Here is a 22068-nt window from a genome sequence, read left to right as displayed (position 1 = left end):
AATATACTGATGATTTTTATAAATGTTTTTATCCAGTTTACAAAATAGAATCATTATATTCATATCTATTATCTATACTCTAAAATAAGTTTTCTAAAAGGACAAGAAAACTTGTGTTAAATTATATTAAATATTTTTGCTTTAATATAACTTTTAACAAATTAAAATTTTTAGGAGGTTTATTCTTATGAATAAAACAATTAAATCGATAATTGCCACACTTGTTATAGCAGGAACTGTAACAACTATTACTCCTACTATTGCAAAAGCAGCAGAGACAACCTGTACTAACTCAACAACTCAACAACAAATTTCTTTAAAAGACATTTTAAATAAATACCCTCAATTTAAAAATTGGACAGCTGCTACTTCAACAAAGGCAACTACAAGTAATACAACAACTACTGAACCTACAACAAATGATACTAAACCTGCAAATAGCACCACACAAAATACTGCAACTACACAGCCAACACAAAATAATAATGTACAAGCTTCTTCTATAAGTGCAGAAGCAAATGAGGTAATCAGATTAGTTAATGTGGAAAGAAGTAAAAATGGACTAGCTCCACTTAAGGCTAATGCTGAATTGTCTAAAGTGGCCACAACTAAGGCTCAGGACATGATTGATAAAAACTATTTCAGCCACACTTCACCTACCTATGGTTCACCTTTTGATATGATGAAAAAATTTGGAATCAATTATACAGCGGCTGGTGAAAATATTGCCTATGGTCAAAAAACACCTTCTGACGTAATGAATTCATGGATGAATTCTCCAGGACATAGAGCAAATATATTAAATTCCAACTTTGCAGAAATTGGAGTTGGAGTTGCTAAGGATAAAAATGGAACTCCTTATTGGGTTCAGATGTTTATAAATCCTGGTAAGTAATTATATTAAAAAAATAAATATGTAAATTATATTGATATTTAAAAATCTGAGAATATATGATTTATTCTCAGATTTTTGTAATTTCTATTCAATCTATAGCAAAAGCATTCAATTCATAGTTCCTCCTCAGAAGCAGTCAATTGTTCTACATATGCGCAAGCTCCACATTGGCTTCCGATAGTTCTTCATAACTTTCATTCAAATTTTAATAACAAGCTAATAAACTTTTTAATCTACTCGTAATAAAAATGCTTCTTAATTCAATGAAGCGTGTAATAAAGTTTTTATATTCTATATAATTGATTGTTCGAACAGTCAATTATTATTTACTTTTGTCTAAAATTTATGGTATTAATTAGGTATATTATTGTATAATTATTGTTAGGTGATGATTGTATATTAGCAAAATCGATACTAAAGTTGTAAATTTACATATTTGTTAATGTATTGTTTTAAGATTCCTTATATAAAAATACACGGAGGTGTTATTATGGATAAAATAAGATTAGGAAGAACAAATTTAATGGTAACAAGAAGTGGTTTTGGTGCCTTACCTATACAGAGGGTTTCCTTTGAAGAGGCTAAAAAGATTTTACGTAAAGCTTATGACAATGGAATAAATTTTTTTGATACTGCAAGAATGTATTCTGATAGTGAAGAAAAAATAGGTTATTCCCTTGCAGATATTCGAAAAGATATTATAATAGCTACTAAAAGTCATGCAAAAGATAAGAAAACTTTATTAGAGCATCTTCAGACAAGCTTAAAAAATTTAAAGACAGATTACGTAGATATTCTTCAGCTACATAACCCTGGTGAACTGCCTAACCCTGAAGATCCAGAAGGTCTTTATGCCGGTCTCTTAGAAGCTAAGAAGCAAGGCATGATTCGTTTTATAGGAATTACAAATCATAAAATAGACAATGCTATAGAAGCTGCAAATTCTGAACTATATGATACTATACAGTTTCCTTTAAGTTCTTTATCTGCTGACAATGATTTAAAACTCATAACCAAATGTAAGCAAAAAGATATTGGAGTCATTGCAATGAAAGCTCTTTCAGGTGGACTTATAACTAATGCCGCATCTACCTTTGCATTCTTAAGACAATTTGATAACCTTGTTCCAATATGGGGTATACAAAGAGAATCTGAATTAGATGAGTTTATTGCCCTTGAAAAAAATCCACCAGCACTAGATGAAGCCATGTGGTCCATTATTAATAAGGATCGTTCTGAATTAGCCGGAGATTTCTGCCGTGGCTGCGGATATTGTCTCCCATGCCCTGCTGGAATCGATATTCCTACCTCTGCAAGAATAACGCTGCTTTTAGGAAGAGCTCCCTACAAAGGTTTTTTAGAAGATAATTTTAAAGAAAAAATGGAACTAATAAATAATTGCATAGAATGTGGACACTGTAAAAATCATTGTCCATATAAACTAGATACCCCAAATCTTTTAAAAAGAGAACTTAAAAACTATAATGAATTTTATGCTAAGCATAAATAGTCCTTATTTATTGGGAGTTTTACTCCCAATAATTTTACAGAAATCATCCAAAGATGTGACACTGTTATCTACCCATAATTATCCTTTTTAAAGCCAGCAGGTTTAAGCAAAAATGGAATAAAATTTAACATTGTACTAGAATTGTTATTATTTTTTCCAATTTCTGTTTACCAGATGACTACCCACTCTAATACTCTCATCGCACTTTGTGAAAGTGACTCACACAAAATTAAAAATTTTGGCTCTCTACTTTTCTTCAAAGTAGGAGTAAAGAGTGGCTACGTCCCTGGATAAAATTATTCTCTTGCTAATATTAATTATATTTCTTATAATGTGATTTGAATAATAGTATTATTTTTTAAATATGTCTAAAATCAATTATAGCGCTTTGTTTAATACGAGGAGATTTTACTAATGAAAAAATTTAAGAAGACCTATATAGAAATAACTAATGTTTGTAATTTAAATTGCGAATTTTGTCCTAAGTGTGAGAGAAATCCTGAATTTATGAAAATTGAACTATTTGAAAAGATACTAAGTCAAATAAAAAATCATTCTAATCATATATATTTTCATGTTAAGGGAGAACCTTCCCTACATCCACAACTAGGCAAGTTTTTAGACGCTGCTTACACTTATGGTTATAAAGTGAATATAACCACAAATGGTACACTTATAGAAAGTTCAAAGCATACGCTGCTAAGTAAACCTGCTCTTAGACAAGTAAATTTTTCACTGCACAGCTTTGATGCCAATATAAAAACTACTACTATGGAGAAGTATTTAGATGAGATTTTAATCTTTGCAAAGGAAGCCTCAAGGAATACAAATATCATTTCGGCTCTCAGATTGTGGAATTTAAGTGAAGACAACAATATTAACCCTAGTAAAGAGATGAATAGATATATTCTTAGACAAATAGAAGATGCTTTTAATCTAGATTATATGATAGAAGAGAAACTAGCTGAGCAGAGAGGCATAAAGCTTGCTCGCAACGTGTACTTAAACCAGGCGCCCCGTTTTAAATGGCCTGACATAAATGAAAGTGAAGATAGTTTCTGTGGCTTTTGTTATGGCTTAAGGGATCAAGTTGCTATTCTAGTAGATGGTACCGTAGTTCCTTGCTGCCTTGATGGTGAAGGTGTAATTAATTTAGGGAATATACAATATACTCACTTTGAAGACATTATAGAAAATGAAAGAGCTAACACATTGTACAACGGATTTTCCAATAGAAAAGTAGTTGAACCTCTATGTCAAAAATGCAATTATAGGAAGAAGTTCAACACGTAGAATGGGACATTTTATTTTAACTTCTCCCTATATTCATAGAACCAAAAAATAATAATTATTTTCATTTTAATTCCCCCATAATTTATTTAAATACTCTTTTACAAATATTCTTTTCTTAAAGTTTTAAATTCATCTACTTCTAATTTTAAACCTTCTTTCCTTTGTATGTAAACGCTTTTATATATTTTGATTACTTTTAAAATTACTTGTTATTATCCTAACTAATTTAAAACTATATAGAAAAAATCAGATAATCTTATAGTTTTTTATGTGAAGTTTTGGATCCTATGCATATAAATTTTATATAGAAGGAAAATAGTTATTATGAATTAAAATAAATTTCTTATACAAATATACTTTGTTCATAATAAATACAAATAGTAGAAAGGATACCTATTTTAATGATTAATAAAGATAACAAACTAGCAACTGGAATTGCTGTATTATTTGAACTAATTCTCATAGTTACAGCTATCACTAGTATTTTATCAGGGCAATGGAAGCTTTTATCATTATCACTACTGTCCATTATATGTCTTATGATTCCCTTTATAATTACCTATATTGCTAATATAAAGAACATAATACTGCCTTCTTCATTTAAATTAATAACTTTATTATTTATCTTTTTTGCACAATACCTGGGGGAAATTAAGCAATTCTATAATAAATTTTGGTGGTGGGATCTATTTCTTCACGCTACATTTGGCGGCTATGCAGTTATAATAGCATTATATTTAATACAAGAGACTATTAGAAAGAAACAAGAAATTACGAAGCAGCGATTCACTCTTTTGAATGCAATATTTGCATTTAACTTTTCAATAACTTTAGGTACACTGTGGGAGATGTTTGAGTTTATAGGGGATTATTTATTTAAAACTAATATGACACAAGGTGGGCTTGAAGATACCTCAACTGACCTACTTGTGAACATTCTAGCCGCTTTTATTACTTCGATAATATACTATTATCGCAATTTAAGAAAATAAAACTAAAAAACTCTCATTATCATCTATTAAAAGAATTAATTCACTACCCTTTTTTAGCCCCTTGTTTTGTAAACCTTTTAAATCTTTAAGTGCTTTATTATAAAGCTCATTATATGTGACAAATTTATTTTCTTTATTATTTATAAAAACTATCCCTTTATTCCCAATAATTCTACTTTCCAAAACATCAACTAAAGTATTTAACTTGTTCTTACTTATCCCCCCAAGATGTATGTTGTAAATTTATATTACATAACTAAATCTAAATAATTTTAGTATTTTTTAAACACAAGTGTTGAATTATGCCCTCCAAATCCAAAAGAATTTGACAAAGCAAAATTAATATCCGTACTTCTCCCAATGTTAGGAACATAATCCAGATCACACTCAGGGTCTTTAGTATTATAATTAATAGTTGGAGGTAAAAATCCGTCCTTTAATGCCAGTGTTGTAATAATTGCTTCAATTGCCCCTGAAGCACCAAGTAAATGCCCTGTCATAGATTTAGTAGAACTAATAGGAATGCTCTTAGCTTGCTCACCAAAGGTCCTTTTAATAGCTAAAGTTTCCATTTTATCATTATATACTGTAGATGTTCCATGAGCATTTATATATCCTATGTCCTCAGTACTAATTTTTGAATTTTCAATAGCTTTTAACATACATCTTGCCGCTCCTTCACCCTCAGGATTTGGAGCAACTATATCATATGCATCATTAGTACAACCATAACCTACTATTTCTCCTAATATATTAGCTCCCCTTCTCAAGGCATGTTCAAGTTCTTCCAATACTAAAATACCAGCACCTTCACCCATTACAAAACCATCTCTTTCAGCATCAAAGGGTCTACTGGCATTGTTTGGATTATTAGATTTAGACATAGCTCTCATTGCACAAAACCCCGAAAATACCAAAGGAGTTATAACTGCCTCCGAACCACCAGTTATCATTACCTTCGCTTCTTCATCACGTATGATCTTAAAAGCATTTCCAATAGCATTGGTACCTGTAGCACAAGCTGAAATAACACATTCATTGTAACCCTTTGCACCATACCTTATTGCAATTTCACTGGACGCCATATTAGGAATAATCATTGGAATGGAAAAAGGGGCTATTCTGCTTGGTCCTCGTTTGCACAATGTGTCATATTGTTTTTCAATTACTTCCATGCCTCCAATTCCTGATCCAACTATAACTCCCATCTCATATTTATCAACTTTTTCTACATCTAGTTTTGAGTCTTCAATGGCCATTTGAGATGCCGCAATAGCAAACTGCATAAAACGGCTAGCCTTTCTAATTTCCTTCCTATGCATAAAATCCAGTGGATCAAAATTCTTTATTTCCGCCGCTACTTTTGTGGGCATGTCAGTAACATCAATACTTGATACATAATCAATTGATGATTTACCCTCTTTTATTGAACTCCAAAATTTTCTTATGTCTAAGCCCAAAGGTGAAATTATGCCCATACCAGTTATTACCACTCTCTTCATCATAAGTTTAACCCCCTTTAATTGCATAGGTTTTCAATAGTTGTAAAACCTAATATTTGCACCCTATTAAACTATAAAATAAATGCAATATTACCCTTTAAATGTTCATATGAATAAAAAGTATGCTTTTCAACTTACAATACATTGAAAATGCATGTAATTTTTAATTTGATTTGCAATTATTGAAGTGATATGTATTAATTATACTTGGATATAACTGTACATTGTGTTATTTTAATGTTAATTTTTATATTATTACTATTATAGCTAAAACTATAATATTTTTCTATGATTTTTTGAAATATAAAAAATCAATTAAACATCTGGTGAAATTTGATATAATATTACATATAGATCAAAAATACTTCTAAATACTCATAAGCATTTTTATAATAAAACTTATTTTTACAATAGAGGAGGGAATTTAAAATGAGAGATTCAAACCATAATATAATTACCTATCTTACATTCTCCGGCAATGCCGAGGAAGCAATGAATTTCTATGTGTCAATATTTCCAGATTCAAAAATTCTTGAACTTACAAGGATTGGGGAAAACGACCGCGGTGAAAAAGATAAAGTGCTTAATGGTACTTTCAAGCTAAGAGATCAACTGTTCATGGCCATGGACGTGGAAAAATCCTATGCGCCTTCTTTTACCTGGGCTATATCGCTCTGCATAATGTATACAGATGAGAAAGAATTTGACACCACTTTTGAAAAACTTTCCTCAGGCGGCAATGTACTCATGGGTCCTGAACCAATATATAATTTAAAAAAAGTTGCCTGGATAACCGACAAATTCAGCGTTACATGGCAGCTGGTATTAGAATAATCCTATAAAAATTGAATTTTAGATTTCATATAAATACTGGACAAAATCAGTCACCCACTAAAAAAAGTGGGTGACTTAAATAATTTGTAGAAAAAATACTATATCCAATAAGTAATCATAAATTAATGTACTTAAAAATACTATGAATAAATATCAGAAAATTCAATATTTACCATTTCGATTTTACTATTCTGTTGTCTATTTTTATGAATATTATTTAAGTTTGATATGGCTCTGGCAGGAAGTTCTATATTAAATTTACTGCCTTTACCTAATTTACTTTCCACTCTTATTTTGCCACCGTGTAACTCAACAATCGACTTTACAAGACATAGTCCAATACCACTACCTTCAGCATTACGAGCAAAGGATTTATCAACTTGTTTGAATCTTTCAAAAATAATATTCAAACAATCCTTGGCAATTCCTATACCATTATCCTTTACTGATATTTCAACAGTACCATCTTTATCAAATACATCCACATATATTTCATCCCCCGGCTCAGAAAACTTAATAGCGTTAGAAATAAGGTTAAGAATGATTCTCTCAATTTTATCAGTGTCACAAGCAATAATCTTTTCTTCTGAATTTGTGTCAAAAGTAATCCTCATTCCTTTACTCTGAACATATTCTGATACTGATTGGACAATATCTTCAACAATATATACTATATTTTCATTAGATAAATTTAATTCAAAAAAACCTGACTCTATCTTAGACAAGTCTACTATATTACTTATAAGCTTTGTTAGCCTATAACAATTTTGTCTTGTACTATAGATAATTTTCCTAATCTTATCCTTATTATCTCCTAAAGAATTATTTTTCAAATATAATTCAAATAGTTGAGACGAACTAAAAATCACATTTAGGGGAGTTTTAAGTTCATGTGTTATATTAGCTAAGAATTCCTCCTGCATCTTGAGGTTTTCTTCAACATGAAGCTTATCTTTTATTTCCTTAGTTACATCTATTATAATTACAACAATTTCAGTAATTTCACCATTAATTCCTACTATAGGCTGATAAATTTTTTGAACAAACATTTCTTTTCCAGAAGCCACTATACTTCTATATTTTATATAGGACGTTTCCTTTTTCTCTAGTACATTTCGAATATGTTTGAGAACGCTGACTTTATCACAATCAGGCATAATTTCCGTATAATTCTGTCCTTTAAGAGAAGATATGGACTTTATTTCTGGTTTTAATCCCTTTACAAAATTATAAGCCTTTTGATTAATATCTGTAATCTTAAAATCTGGATATGATAATCTTAAAACAGGTAAATCAAGGTTGTCTATCATGCTATTTAAAAAATTATATTGGGTTTTTATTAATAAATCTTCTTCATGTTTTATCTTTCCAGTAACATCACGACAGCATAATATTCCTGCAATAAAATTACCTTCATTATCATATATTGGAGTACCATTTACATCAGCATAAACAACACTATCATTAATTTTCATAACCATTCTATATCCTAATAGTTTTTCACCCTTTATTACCCTTTTAGCTGGAAGATTTTCATAAGCAATTAATTGTTTATTTACATCAAAATATCTATATTGTTTAAGAGAATCTCCTATTTTATTTACATTTATAGATTCAATTAAAAAAGTATCTCTGGCTGACTTATTAAATGTAGTATAGCTACCATTTTTATCGAAAATCATTAAACTATTAGACATATTTTCAATAATTGCATCTAACTCCTCTTTTTGCTGTTTAATAATTTTTTCTGTTTTTTCACTGCTTTTTCTCAATAATATTTTTTCTGTTACATCTTCTACAATTGAAATAATATATTTTACTTTCCCCGCTTCTATAACAGGTATTATATTATTGTCAATATAATAAATTCCCAAGTTTTTTGTTTGTATTTTTATTTCTTTACCATAAAAAGATTCTCCTGTATTAACAACATTCATCCATACCTCTTTAGCTTTACTACCTTCCCATATATGTAAAAATTCACTTATTTTTTTGCCTAAAGCAATTTCTTTTCTGTCATAATATTCACCCAATAAATCTAGATAGAGTTGATTGGCTGTAAGAAGTATTAAGTTAGATGCATTATATATTCCTATACCCACTTTATTTTCTGATAAAAGTTTATTAATAACGTGAAATTTATTTTCAATACGTGAATTTACTCTTTCTTTAAAGAAATACATTTTTTCATTTTCATGCTCTAAATATTTACATAATATAGTAATTTCTCTTGTTTCACATGATTTAGTAAACATATAACAGTTGTAATCATTTTCAATATTATCAATACATATTTGATCGTTAAGTCTTAACATAAAACTTATTTCATAAAGTGATTTTCCTATCAATTCATCCTTTGAATATCCAGTGAGTTTTATAAACTCATTATTGACTCCAATAATTATACTGTTTTTACTCTGTAAAAATGGTTCTTCAATCTTTCTCTTCAAAGTATATTTCATGACTATCTCCCCCTGCTTTTATACTATATACTTTATTTATACGTAGTAATAATCTATCATATTTATCTGAAAATATTTTATCATATTGTATTTTATTTTAATATATTTATTATATTTGTTAATACGACAATATTATTGTATTTTTTCATAAATAACTAAAACATGTTAATTATTTGTAAGTAATATTAATGTATGTATTAAAATTATTTAACAAATAATTAAACAATAATAAGAATAAAAGAACATCCAATCCAATAATTGAACGTTCTCCATTTTATGCAGATCTTTATTTAACTATATTATAAACTTATATTTACTGTTTTCCTTTCCTCTGTGACCTTAAGAACAATTTTCTAGCTTCATCTGCTAATAGAATTATAGGTCCACATAAGGTTAGAAGTGCCTATTCACGTAAGCCTATTGGTGCGGTATTTAACAGATCCTGTAAAAAAGGAGTATAAATCAGTATGTTAAGCAACGCCAGTTCTGCAACAATACCAGCCAACACAGTGAGTGTAGACTGAATTTCATTCCACCCTCAATGATAATATAAAAATTTATATATTTGTCATTTCTAGTAATTTTTATCCGATCTTAAAATTTTATTTATATATATTCACCATTTGATTTATAATTAAATTAAAGTAAATAAATTGTCAATGATTTGTTTATCAAAAAAACACCTGTAAAAAATACAGGTGAGTAATTCTATATTATTTAAATTATTTAAGTTTTAAGTATTACTAATTCTCTCCAAAATATTCCTTTACTCTATAAGTAGACTCTCCAACTTTATTAACTGTATCTATTAATTCTTCTTCTGTACAGCTTAATTCTTTACACCACCAATTTACCTCTCCCTGTTCGAATATATTTATTGTGGAATAATCTGATGGCACTGCATAATAAATCTTTGTTCTAGGCTTAATTTTAAATAATAACATAACACATCATCCCCTCAATAATAGAAATATTTTATGTACGATAACCCTCTTAATATATTTATATTATAAAGTACAAATTATAAATTGTAAATACTAATTATTATTTTATAATAATAATTTTCTTTATTATAAAAAATTATATAATAATGTTATATTATCAAATAATTATCACAATTTTATAACAAAAATATATAAATTAATCTCATATTTTGCTAATACATTATATAACGGATTTTTATCTGCTGCTATCCCCTCTAGTGCTCACATATTATTCAAGTTGAAGTAAAGAGTACTAGGTGCCTTAATAACGATTTCTAAGTATTATAAATATCGCTACTTAGAAATCTGTTTATGCTACTTACTTTACTAAAGGTGACACAAAGCCTTAATAACGCATAATATAGAATAAGAGTTTAAAAAATAGTGGAGGAATAAAATGATAAAATTTCAAGCTTTTCATGGCGTTATTACTTCAATTAATGAATTTTTAATAGATGAAACTGGTGAAGGAGCAGGATGCTATAAATTAATATCTGTACAAGACAGATATGGAACTTTGGTAAATTTCGTGGTAGCACCATCTACTTACTTTGTAGACCATGAAATGGTAGCAGTAGGAGATATGGTAACTGGATTTTATGATGCTAATGCAGCTACTCCTTTCATTTTTCCACCACAATTTCGAGCAATTGTTATGGCCAGAGATACGCAATTTCGAAATGTAAAAGTGGACTATTTTAATAGTGAGTTAATTAGCAGCGATAATACATTAAAATTAAACATTGCCCCATATACACAGATATTACTAGAAAATGGGCAATCATTTACCAGAAATCCTGCAAACCGAAATCTAATTGTTACCTATGGCGCTGTCACAATGAGTATACCTGCTCAAACCACTCCATATAAAATTATTGTTATGTGCTGAAAATTCAAATCTTCATTTACTTATTTTTCCCATATTAAACTTTGGCTATTTTTCAAATCTAATAAGTTTTTATTAGTTTCTAAAAATCAACACCATCCGTAAAACGGATGGTGTTCTCTAGCTCTATAAGTGTATGTTACCAGCAATGCTACTGGCTTGACAACCGCATGCCATAACTGGCTGCGCCTAAAATGTGCTTTATTTTTGCCTTTCTTTATTGTCTCACCGGTACGAGTCAATATTTTACTTTACAAAAAGATGAGCCTCCCAAATAAGGAAGGCGTGGAATTTTCTAGTGTTACATGTCATCCTATAACTAATAAAATATAATAATCACTCAATTATAATTTAATTACTTCTGTTGGACGCATACCAGCAGAATAATCGTTATAATATACAACTTCAGGGATAAGTTTAAAATAAACAAAAGGCTTCATCATACCCTTTTCAACCATTTCTTTAAATTCAGGATGTCTTTCAAAAAGTATTTTATTATATGTATTGATCTCATCTTCATTAGGAGTAGCAGTTGTTCCGTCAATTGTTACAAACTTAGGCATAGCATTAGCAGAAAAACTGATTTTATTATTTGATTTTAAGTTAGCTGCTTTAATGGAATCACCATCAGTAGCAAATAATATATTGTCTCCAACTACTACATATTCCATAGCAGATGCTCTCGGTTTACCATTACTACAAGTTGCTAAACAGCAAACCAAATTTTCTCTTAAAAATTGAAGTACCTTTTCCATATAAATTACCTCCAAAAGTATTATTTCAGGCAAATCATATCATTTTGGGTTTAATTTGTCAACAGCTATTGATGTCTTCATATTAATCGTGGAAGCGATAATTATTACAAGCCTGTATATCTCTTATCTAATTTATTAATAAAAATTATAACTTTTTTATATGAATACAGCGTCTTGCATGGTTTGTTTTGATATTACATTTATTTGAGTTATGATGGGAAAAAAGATAATTATTACAAATAACCAAAGTATAATTAATGACTCTGTTCAACAAATCTTAAATCTTTTAAGAATGTTAAAAATGAAACTTGAAAAATAGTAATAAATAATATTGTAAATTGTTGAAAATAAAAATATTATTGATATTTGAATTATTATTATACCTGGAATCTTACTACCAAAAACAGGTATACCAATACCATAATTCATAATACTTAATGTACTAGTTAGGGCAAGAGAACTTAAAAACCAAATAATAGCCTTCGTTTTCATATAATAACTGCATATTCCAAGTGAAATCCCAATAATTCCGTTAGTAAATAAGAAAAATAGTCCTTCATGTGTACTAAAAAGCATAACAATCATACTTGCTACAAAATATGATAAAACACCAGCTTTAGGATTTATCCTCGAAACAATATAAATAGGCACTGCGCTAAATATAGTGAAAAATACAAATATTTCCGAAAAGAAAGTAGGTATTAATTGGAATAAAGCCGCTATAGCTGCAAATAATGCTCCAATTACAACAGTCTTAGTATTAATCATTATATTCCTCCAATAATTTAATTCTTAATATACATGCATTATATATTATATGATTTTAAACTATTTTCTGTTACAGCTATTCATTTACATTTTTTAGCTTAATAAGGAATAAACAACGTGTTTTAAAAATATACTATTATGTATATATTGGATTTTGCAGTTACTCCTGAAAATGAGCCAGATGAGTTTTATCCAAACACAGGAGTTATTTGGAAAATTACTAAAAATAATACATTTGTTAATTTTAATACTTATTAAGTATAACCTTTCATGTTTTAAATTCCTCTAAAGTGTAAATCCTATCTTTATAACATCATTTTAAGGAGGCAAGCAATATGAGTAATAGAAAAGATGCTTTGGTTCCAGAAGCAGAAAAAAAACTAGATAAATTTAAAGAAGAAGTAGCGCAGGAGCTAAAAATAGATATTCCTCATGGTAATAAAGACAAACTATGGGGCAAAATCCCTGCGGAAAAATGTGGTGAAGTCGGAGGCGGTATGATAAAGAAAATGGTTGAAAACTATGAAAAAAGTTTAGTAAATAAAAAATAGAAGATGAAACAACCGCTTCATCTTCTGTAATTGGTATTCTTATATATATTTACTTCTTTTGTTACATTATGTATTAGATTGCTTTGAAATATTCTTAAGCATTAACCACAAAAATCCCAAACAAACAATTGTAAATATACTGAAACCAATAATTAACGGCATATTATTGGAAGATGTTTTTACCATGGCAGCAGACGTCAAACATATAATATTGATATTAGTAATTATACCAAAAACGGTCATCATTGGCGCCAAAATATATCCAAGTGTTTTCTTTTTAATAATCATTACAGCTGTTATAAAAATCAATGGCAAATAAAACGAAAAGTCTAGAACATGAATTGGATTTGTAAGCAAACCATCGTTACTAATGCTCTCCGGTACTGTATTGGTCAAGGCCCCAGGCAGTGATTGAGAAAGCCATAATAAAACGAATATAACAGCTATAGTAAATAAGAAAATTCCTATTGCCTTAGTTGGTACTTTTTCAGTAAACCAATTTCTAAAGTCTTCTTTAAAATTATTAATGCAAAAATAAATTACTGAATAAATTGATAAACCTAATATTAAACAATAAACGTGAAATAAAAAGTTAAAATGAACAGCAAAGCAGTATATAACATAAGAATAAATATTTGTAATCATTGTCCCAATCCATATAATTTTAGCAATTTTATTTCCCTTTGAAGCATAAAAAGAAGATACTAGCAAAATTGGCACTACAAAAAACAGATTTGAAATGTCCTGCCCAATACATTGTGACAGCCAATCTATAGTCTCTCTTGAATATAAATTTTGATACCAAATTCCTACACTACTGCATATTGCAATAAGGATAACTATTGGAACAGTAAAATATAATAAGGTTTTATCAGCTTTAGTTTGGTAATTGATGTTAGTCATATTTCAATTCTCCTCACTTTTCTTGTATAACTGACTAATATTCAACAACATTTTCTGCATTACTTTTCTTGCCACTTCTATTTCGTCTTTATTGATATCTTTAAATAATGCTTGAGTAAAGTTATCACCCTCCCCTTCTAGCTTTTTCCAAAAATCAAAACTAGCCTTTGATAACTTAAGTCTGATTGCGCGAGAATCCCTTTTATCTCTTTCTAGAATTAATAATCCCTTTTGCTCCAACTTTAAAGCTACCTGCTTGACGTTTTGGTGAGAACTCCCCATTTCCCTTGCAACTTCTTTTATAGTAGGTGGCTTATCAAATAAATTATCTATAATAATTGATAAAAACCATTGTTTTGTTGTAATATCAAACTTTTTAAATTCCCTTCCAAGTAAAGTATCCATCCTGTTTGCAGCTACAAAAATAGCCCCAAACAAATACTGTTGATCAGTCATTAATTCAAGTTTATTCATACTTATCACCTATTCATAATAATTAAGGTAATACATTACCTATATAGATAATATATTACCTTTTTTTTTGAATGTCAATGCTTTAATCTTGGATAGATCATGCAGAGCAATTATCATTAAGCTCTTCTATATTTTCAGTTGAATATAAAATTATTTCTTCTTTTTCAATTTTTCTTCTGCTTTTTTTATATTCTCATCAGCTCTAAATTTAACTATCTTACTTATTAATTCATAAGGCAGTGGCTTTTTTATAGGAAATTGTACTGTCCCTTTTGATGTCTTATATTCCGATAATTCATGTTTAAATGCATCAATTCCACTAGAAGTTGGATAAAATCCTATATGATTTTTATAGGCAGCAAAATATACTAGATTTCCATGTAGCGCAAAAGTAGGCATTTGATAACTAATCTTTTCCTCTGCATCTGGTGCAGATTCTTTTATAACTTTTCTTAACCTCTTAAGTATTTCCTGAACTTCAGGAGGAAAATTTAAAATATATTCATCAATTGACTTATAAGTAATTTTATTTCCTTCCATGAAAATTTCTCCTATTCCTTTTTAAATATTTCTTTAATATTTACTAGGTTGATATGCACTTACAAATTCTGTTAATTCTTCTAATGATACATCTAAAATTTCTGCTAATTTAATCAAATTGTTTGTACCTAGTTCAATCCGTCCATTTCTCAATTTCAATACCGCTTGTCTGCTTACGCCCAATAATTTTATTATTTTTTCTTGTAACAAGTTTTTTTGTCGTCACAACTGTTTTATTATTTCTGAAAAACCCATTAACACCATCTCCAGATATATAGTAACAAAATGCTTGGCTGCATTCTACCATTTTAGTGATGAAGTTATTCAATTTTTTTGATATAAAATTTAATTCATCATCAAATTTTATATATCTAATATTAATAAAACGGATTTTCTCTTCATTGAAGTCAAATTACTAAATGGCATAAGAATTATAAACTATTAAACAAACCTGCCTTATCAATCTTTCCACTTGAATTCAATTTTAAATCTCTGACTATTTTTATTTTCTTTGGCTGTAAATATGGTTCTAAATTTTTTTTACAATATTCCTTGATATCTTTAATAGTCAAACTATTACTTTTTGACAAAATTACTGCGTATATTTCCTCTCCTTTTACTGGATGTCTCACTCCAAATACTACTGATTTTGATATTTCAGGATGATTATCCAATACTTTTTCTATATTATAAGGAAGTATTTTTACTCCACCCTTGTTTATGGTATTGTTTTCCCTGCCTAAAACATACAAATTTCCTTCATTATCTATTCTTCCTATATCACCAACTGAAGCTTTAGGTCTGAAATCTGGAGCTATATATGGACTTTCTGCCCATATTAGATTATCTTCTATCCAAAATTTCACCTTTGGAAATGCCTTGCCTACACTATCTACTTTATCATTCTTTCTAAAATCCATATAGGCCACATGCCCCAATTCACTGGCACCATAATATTCGTAAATATGTGCATTAGGAAATTTTTCTTTCAGTAAGTCAACAGTTTCAGCATCAATCTTATCCCCGGCACTTAATAATGAATTCACATTAGAAAGATTAGTTTTCAGTTCTTTTAATAATATTCTATAATGAGCTGGTACCATAAATATACTGGTAATATTATTTTGTTCTATTTCCCTGATCCATGTTTTTGGATAAATACTTTTAGAAAATACTATGCTTCCACCTTCATTTAAGATGTGCATGGAGCTATTGAGATTTGCAGTATAAGAAAGAGAACCTGTCAAAAAAAGTACATCCTTGTAACTTATATTAAATACTTCACTTTGATATCTAAAAGCACTTGTCCAGCTCCTGTGATCTCTCCATATAACTTTATTATGTCCTGTAGTTCCGGAACTTAGAGCACCAAGAAAAATATATGAATCTTCAATATGTGGAAAGATAAAGTCTCCTTTTTCTCCTATAGAATAAAAAGTAAATTTATCGTCTATAATACAACACTTATTTACTTTTTGTGTGATTTTATTAATTTTTAGTGAAGATAATTTAGCATTTACTGGAACAGAAATCAAACCTGCTCTAGAACAGGCTAATAAATTAATTATTGTATTCACTGGATTTGTATTTTTTATTATTACCTTTTCACCTTTGGTATATTTACCTACTAAAAATATTGTCCTTTCATCAATGTAATTTATAAGCTCTCCATAAGTAACAGCTGTGTTACGAAAAATCATGCATATTTTATTTGGATTCTTTTCTGCATTTTCATATATGCCCGAAAAAATTAACATTTTATACTAATCACACCTTTCTATCATAGTTGCTACACCAAGACCACCAGCTGCCCCCAATGTTGCCAGACCTACTTTTTTATTTTTGTCTTTAAGTGCCTCTAAAAGGTGAAGTATTATAATAGCGCCAGAAGCTCCATAAGGATGACCATAAGCTAAGGCTCCTCCAAATACATTAACTTTTTCTTTCGGTAAATTAAAATATTTTAAGAAAGCTAATACCTTTACTGCAAAGGCTTCGTTTATTTCTATTAAATCTATATTATCTATATTTAAATCATGGGATTTTAATAGTTTTTCTGAAGCTGAAATTGCTCCAAGAGGAAATAGATTAGGATCAATACCATCACTATCTCCTCCAATCCATAGAGCCTTAGGCTTTAAATTATATTTTTTTACTGCTTCTTCCGATGCCATAACGATAAGAGCTGCTCCATCATGAGTAAGACATGCATTCGCTGCAGTTACTTTACCCTGTTTATTTAAAATTGGTAATGCTCTTTTCATAAGTTTTAAAGAAGGTTTTTTTCTAATGTTCTCATCTTCAATAATTAAATTTTTATCAGTTTTTATAGGAAATATAATATCTTTCAGTTTATTTTCATTTTTGGCTTTTAATGCTTTTATATGGCTTTCTACTGTCCAAATATCCATAGCTTCTCTTTCAATACTACAATATTTTGCTGTATTTTCTGCTCCTTCTATCATGTCAGGATCTCCAATAGAATAAGGAGAAAATTGAGCTCTTTTATAAAATATATCTTTCCCTCTATATCTTTTATCCCTTGGATTATATTGTTTATTAGGTGCTAAACTTGTACTTTCCGCTCCGCCAACTATAATAATATCTTTTTCTCCAGATTTTATTAAACTTGCAGCCAGATTTATAGCTTTTAAACTGGAACCACATTGAAAATCTATAGTTGTTCCTGATACATTAAATGGCAACCCTGCTTTTAGCAAACTCAATCTTGCTAAATTTCCACCTGGACCAATAGCATTACCAAGAATAACTTCCTCTATGGAATCTTTAGGAAGATTATATTTATGTATAAGTGCCTTAATTAAATAAGCTGCTAACTGTTCGGGAAGAAAATCCTTTAGGCATCCATTAGTTTTACCTATTGGTGTCCTTAAACCTCCAACTATATAAACCTTTTTACATGTAGAATTAAAGCTATACATATTAATGCCTTTTCAACTCCTTATTTAACCTGACTGAAATGGATATAGCTGCTATTGATTTTAATAAATCTCCAGGTAAAAATGGAAGAGATCCAATTACAAAAGCCTTTTTTATACCAATTTGTGTAATAAAACCCAACCAAGCTATTCCCAAGAAATGAACTACCACTATTCCACCTAACAGGCAAGATAAGAACATATTTATCATGGATTTGTTTTTTCGTGTTAGAACGCTTATTATAACTGCACCTATTAAGTATCCAATTAGATATCCTCCTGATTTACCTACAACAATTCCTAGTCCAGCTCTTCCTCCTGAAAATACTGGAAGACCAGCACAGCCCATAAATAAGAAAATCAGCATACTAAGACCTGCTTGAATTGGTGTCAAAACACAGCCTGCAATCATTACCGCCAAAGATTGTCCTGTTATAGGAATTGGACTAAATGGCAGCGGAATGACAACATAGCCTAAAACTGAAGTAATTGCTGCTAATAACGCTGAATAAATAATATCTCTTATATTTAATTTTTTACGCAACTTAATTTCTCCTCTCCGCTCTATCCAATAAAATTTAATTTAAAACATATTTTATTATCTGTTATTCCAAATAAGTTTTCAGAATCTTGCCAGTATAAAAATATATCACTACCTGCTATTACCGGCATAATATAAGTTATCTCACAATTATACATATACCTGTTTATTAAAGCTAAATAATCCTCCAATAGCAAAAGTATTAGCATAGCCTGTACAACCGGCTTATCTCCTTTATGTATATAATTGTGATCACCGCTTAAATCACAAAATCTCTCCACTTCATTCTTAGTTATAACTCTAAAAAACGTCTTATTGTTATGATACACACAGTCCTTTTTTAAATCATAATAATTTTCTTTGTTCACATTTTTATTTTTTTTAATTAGAGTTGTCCTAAGCTTTAGAAGCTTTTTATTATTACTATTTACTTCACAATTGCAAATTAAATAGGACATAGCTTGAAGTCTTCTTGATTTTTCAATAACAGACTTAAATTGAATTTTCTCTCTAAAATTTAATGTGTTAACTTTTACAATTTGTTTAGCAATAAAATATCCTTCATTCACTTTATTTGAAAGTTGATGTATTGCTTTTATCAAAAACGTTACAGGAGTAATATCTATTTTCCAATCATATTTCAGAGAAAAAGTTTCTTTATAAATTTTATAATCTAAATTACTATTAATATTCTCTTTTATACTTCATCCCTCCAATCCGTAAATGATTCTAAAAATTTTCCATACGAAATATATGATATGTCAAACGTATAATATTGTCAACTATATATTTAAAATAAGTTGACAATATTATAGTTATAAAATTTAATCTTTTGGCTGTCATACCATTAATCCACTATTCTTCTTTTTCAAAATTAATAAATAACTTTCTTATTACAGATTTCGAAATTCATCACTCCTTGTTCCTAGTACTATAAACATGCAATTCTCTACTTTTATCATTTTATGCTTTTTAACATATTGCTTTAATACATTACCTCCTGTTTCAAAAATATTAACAACCAAAAGGTTATCAGCAACTCTTTTTCATGCTTCAAAATTTGCCTCTAAAGTTTAGAATAATCCCCTCTTAGCTTAAGCTTTATTATATTTTTTCTATAATATAAAGTTTATATGAAATTTTGTATGATGACTAGTTTAATGATATAATTGTATATTGTTATTAAGTAATGACTAAATAAAAAATGTAAAGTGAGAATAATAAAATGAGAAATGAAAAATTAGAAAAATCAATAGTTAAAATGAATAATGATATTGCCGCTATTAATACCGCTAAGAAGTACTTATCAAATGTAGAAGAAATAAATGAGGTAAGAGATAGTTTAAACAACAAGAAACAATTATTATCCAATGAACTATATGCTGAGGATCATAAAAGCTATTCAGAATGTCGTGAAGTTATAGAAGAATTGTTAGATAAAGAGTTAGGAAAAGAAGAACAAGTAAAATTGCTTGAAATGATAAAAGAAATGTTTGGAAGACAAGCACCAAATGTAAGCAAAAAAAGTAACGGCCTTAATGCATGGTTAAAAGAGCTTAACATTGAATATAGTTGGATTAATGACGAAGAAGCTGATTGGGATAAATTAGTTATAACTGGATTCGGATTATATAAACAAAACTAAAGTAAAGCAAAGTGGGACTGTACTTAGATTGTGTAAGCAAAAATCTAAGTACAGTCCCATTCTCATTAGTAGTTCACTTTAATTCTAAGCTTTATATAGCAGAACAACCCATTCCACATACCCTGTCACAGGAAACATAAATTTACCTTAACATAAAAAACTACCTAGTTTCTTATGTAGTTTTATCTTGGTGCAGGTGACGGGACTTGAATTGCATACCACTTTAGTCATTTTTACTTTCTCCTAATTCATATCCGACTACATATTTAGTTCATTAGCTTTATTTAAAGTCTTAAATCCATTAAATATGAAAATCAGTGCAAACAAGTGAAAAATAATTCCAAAGAAGTCCTGAAAAATTATGAATATAATAGCGTCAAGCCCATATAAAATCATTCCAATAATAAAGCTCCACTTTTTGCACTTGTTAGCCATGATTCCAAAGTATATAAAAATTCCTGCAATTATTAAATTTATTACTATTCCACATATAATCGCTGTCATCCCAAAGTAATTAGAAAAAATATAAGCATAATTATCAACTAGCTGTATAAGACCAAGGCCTACAACAAAATTTAGATTTCCATCAAAGAAGACTACTATCGTATTAATAATTGATAAGCCTGCAATCCAATAGAACCAACTCGCTCCATTTTTTATATTTCTTGATGTTACTAATTCTCTTTTTACTTTATCTTCAATTGTTTCAGTTTCTTCATTAATTTTAATTTTTTTATTTCTATTAAGCCATCCAAAAATTTTATTCCATAATTTATTTTCAGGTGAAATAAAAAATAAAAGCCCCGGAACATATAATATTAAAAATAATATTAATCCAATAACAAACTCAGTTATGTCCATGTTTCGAGGAATCCCTATTAATATCTCAATAAGAGAAAGGCTAAGAGCAACTATAATTCCTTTCCTGGCAATTTCCTTTCTTAAAAAAAGACCAATACTTGAAATTATCAAGACTATTCCAATAAACCTTATAAGCCAATTATCAAAGTAAAAAAATCTGCTGTCAGCATCAGCACCAGAAATTAAATCTAATAAACCAAGAACTAAGTATAAAATTGCAAATATAATAACGGGGATTTTATAATTTTTCATAACTCATCTCCTTCATTAATATTTTTGTACTATTTTAAAAGTTTTAGCCAACTGTTCACACTAATTTTCATTTATTAGTTGAGAAAAAATCATTTATATTTCCAATAACGGTTTTAATACTAAAAAATAACTCAATTGAAGTTCAACCATTTTTTCGCACTCCAATCCAACTTCTTTCTTCTATACATAACTCCTTGTTCTTAGTACTATAAACATACACTTCTCTATTTTTATCCTTCTTATGCTTTTCTGCATATTCCTTTAATGCATCATTTCCTCTTTCAAAAACATTAACAACTGAAAGATCATCAATAACTCTTTTTCCTGATTCAGAATGTGCCTCTAAAGCTTCGAATAATATCCATTTTTCAGAATACATTTTTCTTACTTCTTCCCATTTCATTTAAAACACTCCTCTCAAGCAAACTTCCTTATTATTGTCTACAGTATATCACATATTAATTAATTTTCTTATATATTTT

At 28.9% G+C, this 22068-nt stretch carries 24 protein-coding genes; 8 read left to right on the top strand and 16 right to left on the bottom strand.

All coding sequences use genetic code 11. The features are described from left to right. Positions 1-187: 187 nt before the first annotated feature. From CLOPA_RS10005 to CLOPA_RS09990, 4 genes are all read left to right on the top strand, one after another. A complete protein-coding gene (locus tag CLOPA_RS10005; RefSeq protein ID WP_015615308.1) occupies positions 188-895 on the top strand; it encodes a CAP domain-containing protein in 708 nt (235 codons plus the stop codon). Between the two features lie 490 nt (positions 896-1385). Beyond that, positions 1386-2405: an aldo/keto reductase gene (locus tag CLOPA_RS10000; protein ID WP_015615307.1), complete on the top strand. Its 1020-nt coding sequence runs from the start codon at positions 1386-1388 to the stop codon at positions 2403-2405. Positions 2406-2819: 414 nt separating this feature from the next. Then, complete coding sequence (locus CLOPA_RS09995; protein WP_015615306.1) at positions 2820-3698, top strand: radical SAM/SPASM domain-containing protein; 879 nt, start codon at positions 2820-2822, stop codon at positions 3696-3698. A gap of 401 nt (positions 3699-4099) precedes the next feature. Beyond that, complete coding sequence (locus CLOPA_RS09990) at positions 4100-4690, top strand: hypothetical protein (protein ID WP_015615305.1); 591 nt, start codon at positions 4100-4102, stop codon at positions 4688-4690. On the opposite strand, the gene CLOPA_RS09985 is transcribed toward CLOPA_RS09990, so the two are convergent. Together CLOPA_RS09985 and fabF are read right to left on the bottom strand one after the other, a co-directional pair. Then, a complete protein-coding gene (locus tag CLOPA_RS09985; RefSeq protein ID WP_041710858.1) occupies positions 4679-4873 on the bottom strand; it encodes a hypothetical protein in 195 nt (64 codons plus the stop codon). The two genes, CLOPA_RS09990 and CLOPA_RS09985, sit on opposite strands and share 12 nt — an antisense overlap. An 89-nt stretch (positions 4874-4962) precedes the next feature. Continuing rightward, entirely contained in the window at positions 4963-6195 is a 1233-nt protein-coding gene (fabF, locus tag CLOPA_RS09980) for a beta-ketoacyl-ACP synthase II (protein WP_015615304.1), read from the bottom strand. 426 nt (positions 6196-6621) lie between these two features. Between fabF and CLOPA_RS09975 the strand changes: the two genes are divergently transcribed. Then, on the top strand, positions 6622-7026 hold the full coding sequence (locus tag CLOPA_RS09975; protein ID WP_015615303.1) for a VOC family protein: 405 nt from the start codon (positions 6622-6624) through the stop codon (positions 7024-7026). A gap of 140 nt (positions 7027-7166) precedes the next feature. Here the strand turns inward: CLOPA_RS09975 and CLOPA_RS09970 are convergent, their stop codons facing one another. Together CLOPA_RS09970 and CLOPA_RS09965 are read right to left on the bottom strand one after the other, a co-directional pair. Further along, positions 7167-9488: a PAS domain-containing sensor histidine kinase gene (locus tag CLOPA_RS09970; RefSeq protein WP_015615302.1), complete on the bottom strand. Its 2322-nt coding sequence runs from the start codon at positions 9486-9488 to the stop codon at positions 7167-7169. Between the two features lie 743 nt (positions 9489-10231). After that, complete coding sequence (locus tag CLOPA_RS09965) at positions 10232-10432, bottom strand: DUF3606 domain-containing protein (RefSeq protein ID WP_015615301.1); 201 nt, start codon at positions 10430-10432, stop codon at positions 10232-10234. A 436-nt stretch (positions 10433-10868) separates the two neighbouring features. Between CLOPA_RS09965 and CLOPA_RS09960 the strand changes: the two genes are divergently transcribed. Beyond that, positions 10869-11360: a hypothetical protein gene (locus CLOPA_RS09960; RefSeq protein WP_015615300.1), complete on the top strand. Its 492-nt coding sequence runs from the start codon at positions 10869-10871 to the stop codon at positions 11358-11360. 341 nt (positions 11361-11701) lie between these two features. On the opposite strand, the gene CLOPA_RS09955 is transcribed toward CLOPA_RS09960, so the two are convergent. Beyond that, the gene (locus tag CLOPA_RS09955; RefSeq protein WP_015615299.1) at positions 11702-12112 is read right to left on the bottom strand and encodes a pyridoxamine 5'-phosphate oxidase family protein; all 411 of its coding nucleotides are present in this window, start codon (positions 12110-12112) and stop codon (positions 11702-11704) included. Between the two features lie 267 nt (positions 12113-12379). Then, complete coding sequence (locus tag CLOPA_RS09950; RefSeq protein ID WP_015615298.1) at positions 12380-12880, bottom strand: hypothetical protein; 501 nt, start codon at positions 12878-12880, stop codon at positions 12380-12382. A 335-nt stretch (positions 12881-13215) separates the two neighbouring features. Between CLOPA_RS09950 and CLOPA_RS09945 the strand changes: the two genes are divergently transcribed. Further along, on the top strand, positions 13216-13431 hold the full coding sequence (locus tag CLOPA_RS09945) for an alpha/beta-type small acid-soluble spore protein (RefSeq protein ID WP_015615297.1): 216 nt from the start codon (positions 13216-13218) through the stop codon (positions 13429-13431). Between the two features lie 66 nt (positions 13432-13497). Here the strand turns inward: CLOPA_RS09945 and CLOPA_RS09940 are convergent, their stop codons facing one another. From CLOPA_RS09940 to CLOPA_RS09910, 8 genes are all read right to left on the bottom strand, one after another. After that, positions 13498-14334: a hypothetical protein gene (locus CLOPA_RS09940; protein WP_015615296.1), complete on the bottom strand. Its 837-nt coding sequence runs from the start codon at positions 14332-14334 to the stop codon at positions 13498-13500. 3 nt (positions 14335-14337) lie between these two features. Next, a complete protein-coding gene (locus CLOPA_RS09935) occupies positions 14338-14808 on the bottom strand; it encodes a MarR family winged helix-turn-helix transcriptional regulator (protein WP_015615295.1) in 471 nt (156 codons plus the stop codon). A gap of 150 nt (positions 14809-14958) precedes the next feature. Next, positions 14959-15348 (bottom strand): iron chaperone, encoded by a 390-nt coding sequence (locus CLOPA_RS09930; protein ID WP_015615294.1) that lies wholly within the window; start codon positions 15346-15348, stop codon positions 14959-14961. Between the two features lie 33 nt (positions 15349-15381). After that, the gene (locus CLOPA_RS24340; RefSeq protein WP_080648300.1) at positions 15382-15558 is read right to left on the bottom strand and encodes a helix-turn-helix domain-containing protein; all 177 of its coding nucleotides are present in this window, start codon (positions 15556-15558) and stop codon (positions 15382-15384) included. A 221-nt stretch (positions 15559-15779) separates the two neighbouring features. Continuing rightward, positions 15780-17105, bottom strand: a complete 1326-nt coding sequence (locus CLOPA_RS09925) for an AMP-binding protein (RefSeq protein ID WP_015615293.1) — start codon at positions 17103-17105, stop codon at positions 15780-15782. Positions 17106-17111: 6 nt separating this feature from the next. Next, positions 17112-18290 (bottom strand): thiolase family protein, encoded by a 1179-nt coding sequence (locus CLOPA_RS09920; protein WP_015615292.1) that lies wholly within the window; start codon positions 18288-18290, stop codon positions 17112-17114. A 1-nt stretch (position 18291) separates the two neighbouring features. Further along, positions 18292-18831, bottom strand: a complete 540-nt coding sequence (locus CLOPA_RS09915; protein ID WP_015615291.1) for a biotin transporter BioY — start codon at positions 18829-18831, stop codon at positions 18292-18294. A gap of 20 nt (positions 18832-18851) precedes the next feature. After that, positions 18852-19430, bottom strand: a complete 579-nt coding sequence (locus tag CLOPA_RS09910; protein WP_015615290.1) for a hypothetical protein — start codon at positions 19428-19430, stop codon at positions 18852-18854. A gap of 623 nt (positions 19431-20053) precedes the next feature. Here CLOPA_RS09910 and CLOPA_RS09905 point away from each other — a divergent pair. Continuing rightward, positions 20054-20473 carry a hypothetical protein gene (locus CLOPA_RS09905; protein ID WP_015615289.1) on the top strand — a complete coding sequence of 140 codons (420 nt, stop codon included), beginning with the start codon at positions 20054-20056 and terminating at the stop codon, positions 20471-20473. A 258-nt stretch (positions 20474-20731) separates the two neighbouring features. Here the strand turns inward: CLOPA_RS09905 and CLOPA_RS09900 are convergent, their stop codons facing one another. After that, complete coding sequence (locus tag CLOPA_RS09900) at positions 20732-21586, bottom strand: hypothetical protein (protein ID WP_015615288.1); 855 nt, start codon at positions 21584-21586, stop codon at positions 20732-20734. A gap of 142 nt (positions 21587-21728) precedes the next feature. Continuing rightward, a complete protein-coding gene (locus CLOPA_RS09895) occupies positions 21729-21989 on the bottom strand; it encodes a hypothetical protein (RefSeq protein WP_015615287.1) in 261 nt (86 codons plus the stop codon). Between the last annotated feature and the right edge of the window lie 79 nt (positions 21990-22068).

The organism is Clostridium pasteurianum BC1 (genome assembly GCF_000389635.1).
GTDB classification, from domain to species: Bacteria; Bacillota; Clostridia; order Clostridiales; family Clostridiaceae; genus Clostridium_I; species Clostridium_I pasteurianum_A.
Note: the sequence above shows the minus strand (reverse complement) of the source record. Positions and strands in the feature narration are given on the sequence as shown.

Bases quoted from the DNA above. Each gene is read 5' to 3' on its own strand.
- CLOPA_RS09895 (WP_015615287.1), bottom strand. From the start codon at position 21,989: ATGAAATGGGAAGAAGTAAGAAAAATGTATTCTGAAAAATGGATATTA.
- CLOPA_RS09935 (WP_015615295.1), bottom strand. From the start codon at position 14,808: ATGAATAAACTTGAATTAATGACTGATCAACAGTATTTGTTTGGGGCT.
- fabF (WP_015615304.1), bottom strand. From the start codon at position 6,195: ATGATGAAGAGAGTGGTAATAACTGGTATGGGCATAATTTCACCTTTG.
- CLOPA_RS09905 (WP_015615289.1), top strand. From the start codon at position 20,054: ATGAGAAATGAAAAATTAGAAAAATCAATAGTTAAAATGAATAATGAT.
- CLOPA_RS10000 (WP_015615307.1), top strand. From the start codon at position 1,386: ATGGATAAAATAAGATTAGGAAGAACAAATTTAATGGTAACAAGAAGT.
- CLOPA_RS10005 (WP_015615308.1), top strand. From the start codon at position 188: ATGAATAAAACAATTAAATCGATAATTGCCACACTTGTTATAGCAGGA.
- CLOPA_RS09945 (WP_015615297.1), top strand. From the start codon at position 13,216: ATGAGTAATAGAAAAGATGCTTTGGTTCCAGAAGCAGAAAAAAAACTA.
- CLOPA_RS09950 (WP_015615298.1), bottom strand. From the start codon at position 12,880: ATGATTAATACTAAGACTGTTGTAATTGGAGCATTATTTGCAGCTATA.
- CLOPA_RS09900 (WP_015615288.1), bottom strand. From the start codon at position 21,586: ATGAAAAATTATAAAATCCCCGTTATTATATTTGCAATTTTATACTTA.
- CLOPA_RS09925 (WP_015615293.1), bottom strand. From the start codon at position 17,105: ATGTTAATTTTTTCGGGCATATATGAAAATGCAGAAAAGAATCCAAAT.
- CLOPA_RS09970 (WP_015615302.1), bottom strand. From the start codon at position 9,488: ATGAAATATACTTTGAAGAGAAAGATTGAAGAACCATTTTTACAGAGT.
- CLOPA_RS09995 (WP_015615306.1), top strand. From the start codon at position 2,820: ATGAAAAAATTTAAGAAGACCTATATAGAAATAACTAATGTTTGTAAT.
- CLOPA_RS09975 (WP_015615303.1), top strand. From the start codon at position 6,622: ATGAGAGATTCAAACCATAATATAATTACCTATCTTACATTCTCCGGC.
- CLOPA_RS09965 (WP_015615301.1), bottom strand. From the start codon at position 10,432: ATGTTATTATTTAAAATTAAGCCTAGAACAAAGATTTATTATGCAGTG.
- CLOPA_RS09920 (WP_015615292.1), bottom strand. From the start codon at position 18,290: ATGTATAGCTTTAATTCTACATGTAAAAAGGTTTATATAGTTGGAGGT.
- CLOPA_RS09960 (WP_015615300.1), top strand. From the start codon at position 10,869: ATGATAAAATTTCAAGCTTTTCATGGCGTTATTACTTCAATTAATGAA.
- CLOPA_RS09940 (WP_015615296.1), bottom strand. From the start codon at position 14,334: ATGACTAACATCAATTACCAAACTAAAGCTGATAAAACCTTATTATAT.
- CLOPA_RS09930 (WP_015615294.1), bottom strand. From the start codon at position 15,348: ATGGAAGGAAATAAAATTACTTATAAGTCAATTGATGAATATATTTTA.
- CLOPA_RS09990 (WP_015615305.1), top strand. From the start codon at position 4,100: ATGATTAATAAAGATAACAAACTAGCAACTGGAATTGCTGTATTATTT.
- CLOPA_RS09955 (WP_015615299.1), bottom strand. From the start codon at position 12,112: ATGGAAAAGGTACTTCAATTTTTAAGAGAAAATTTGGTTTGCTGTTTA.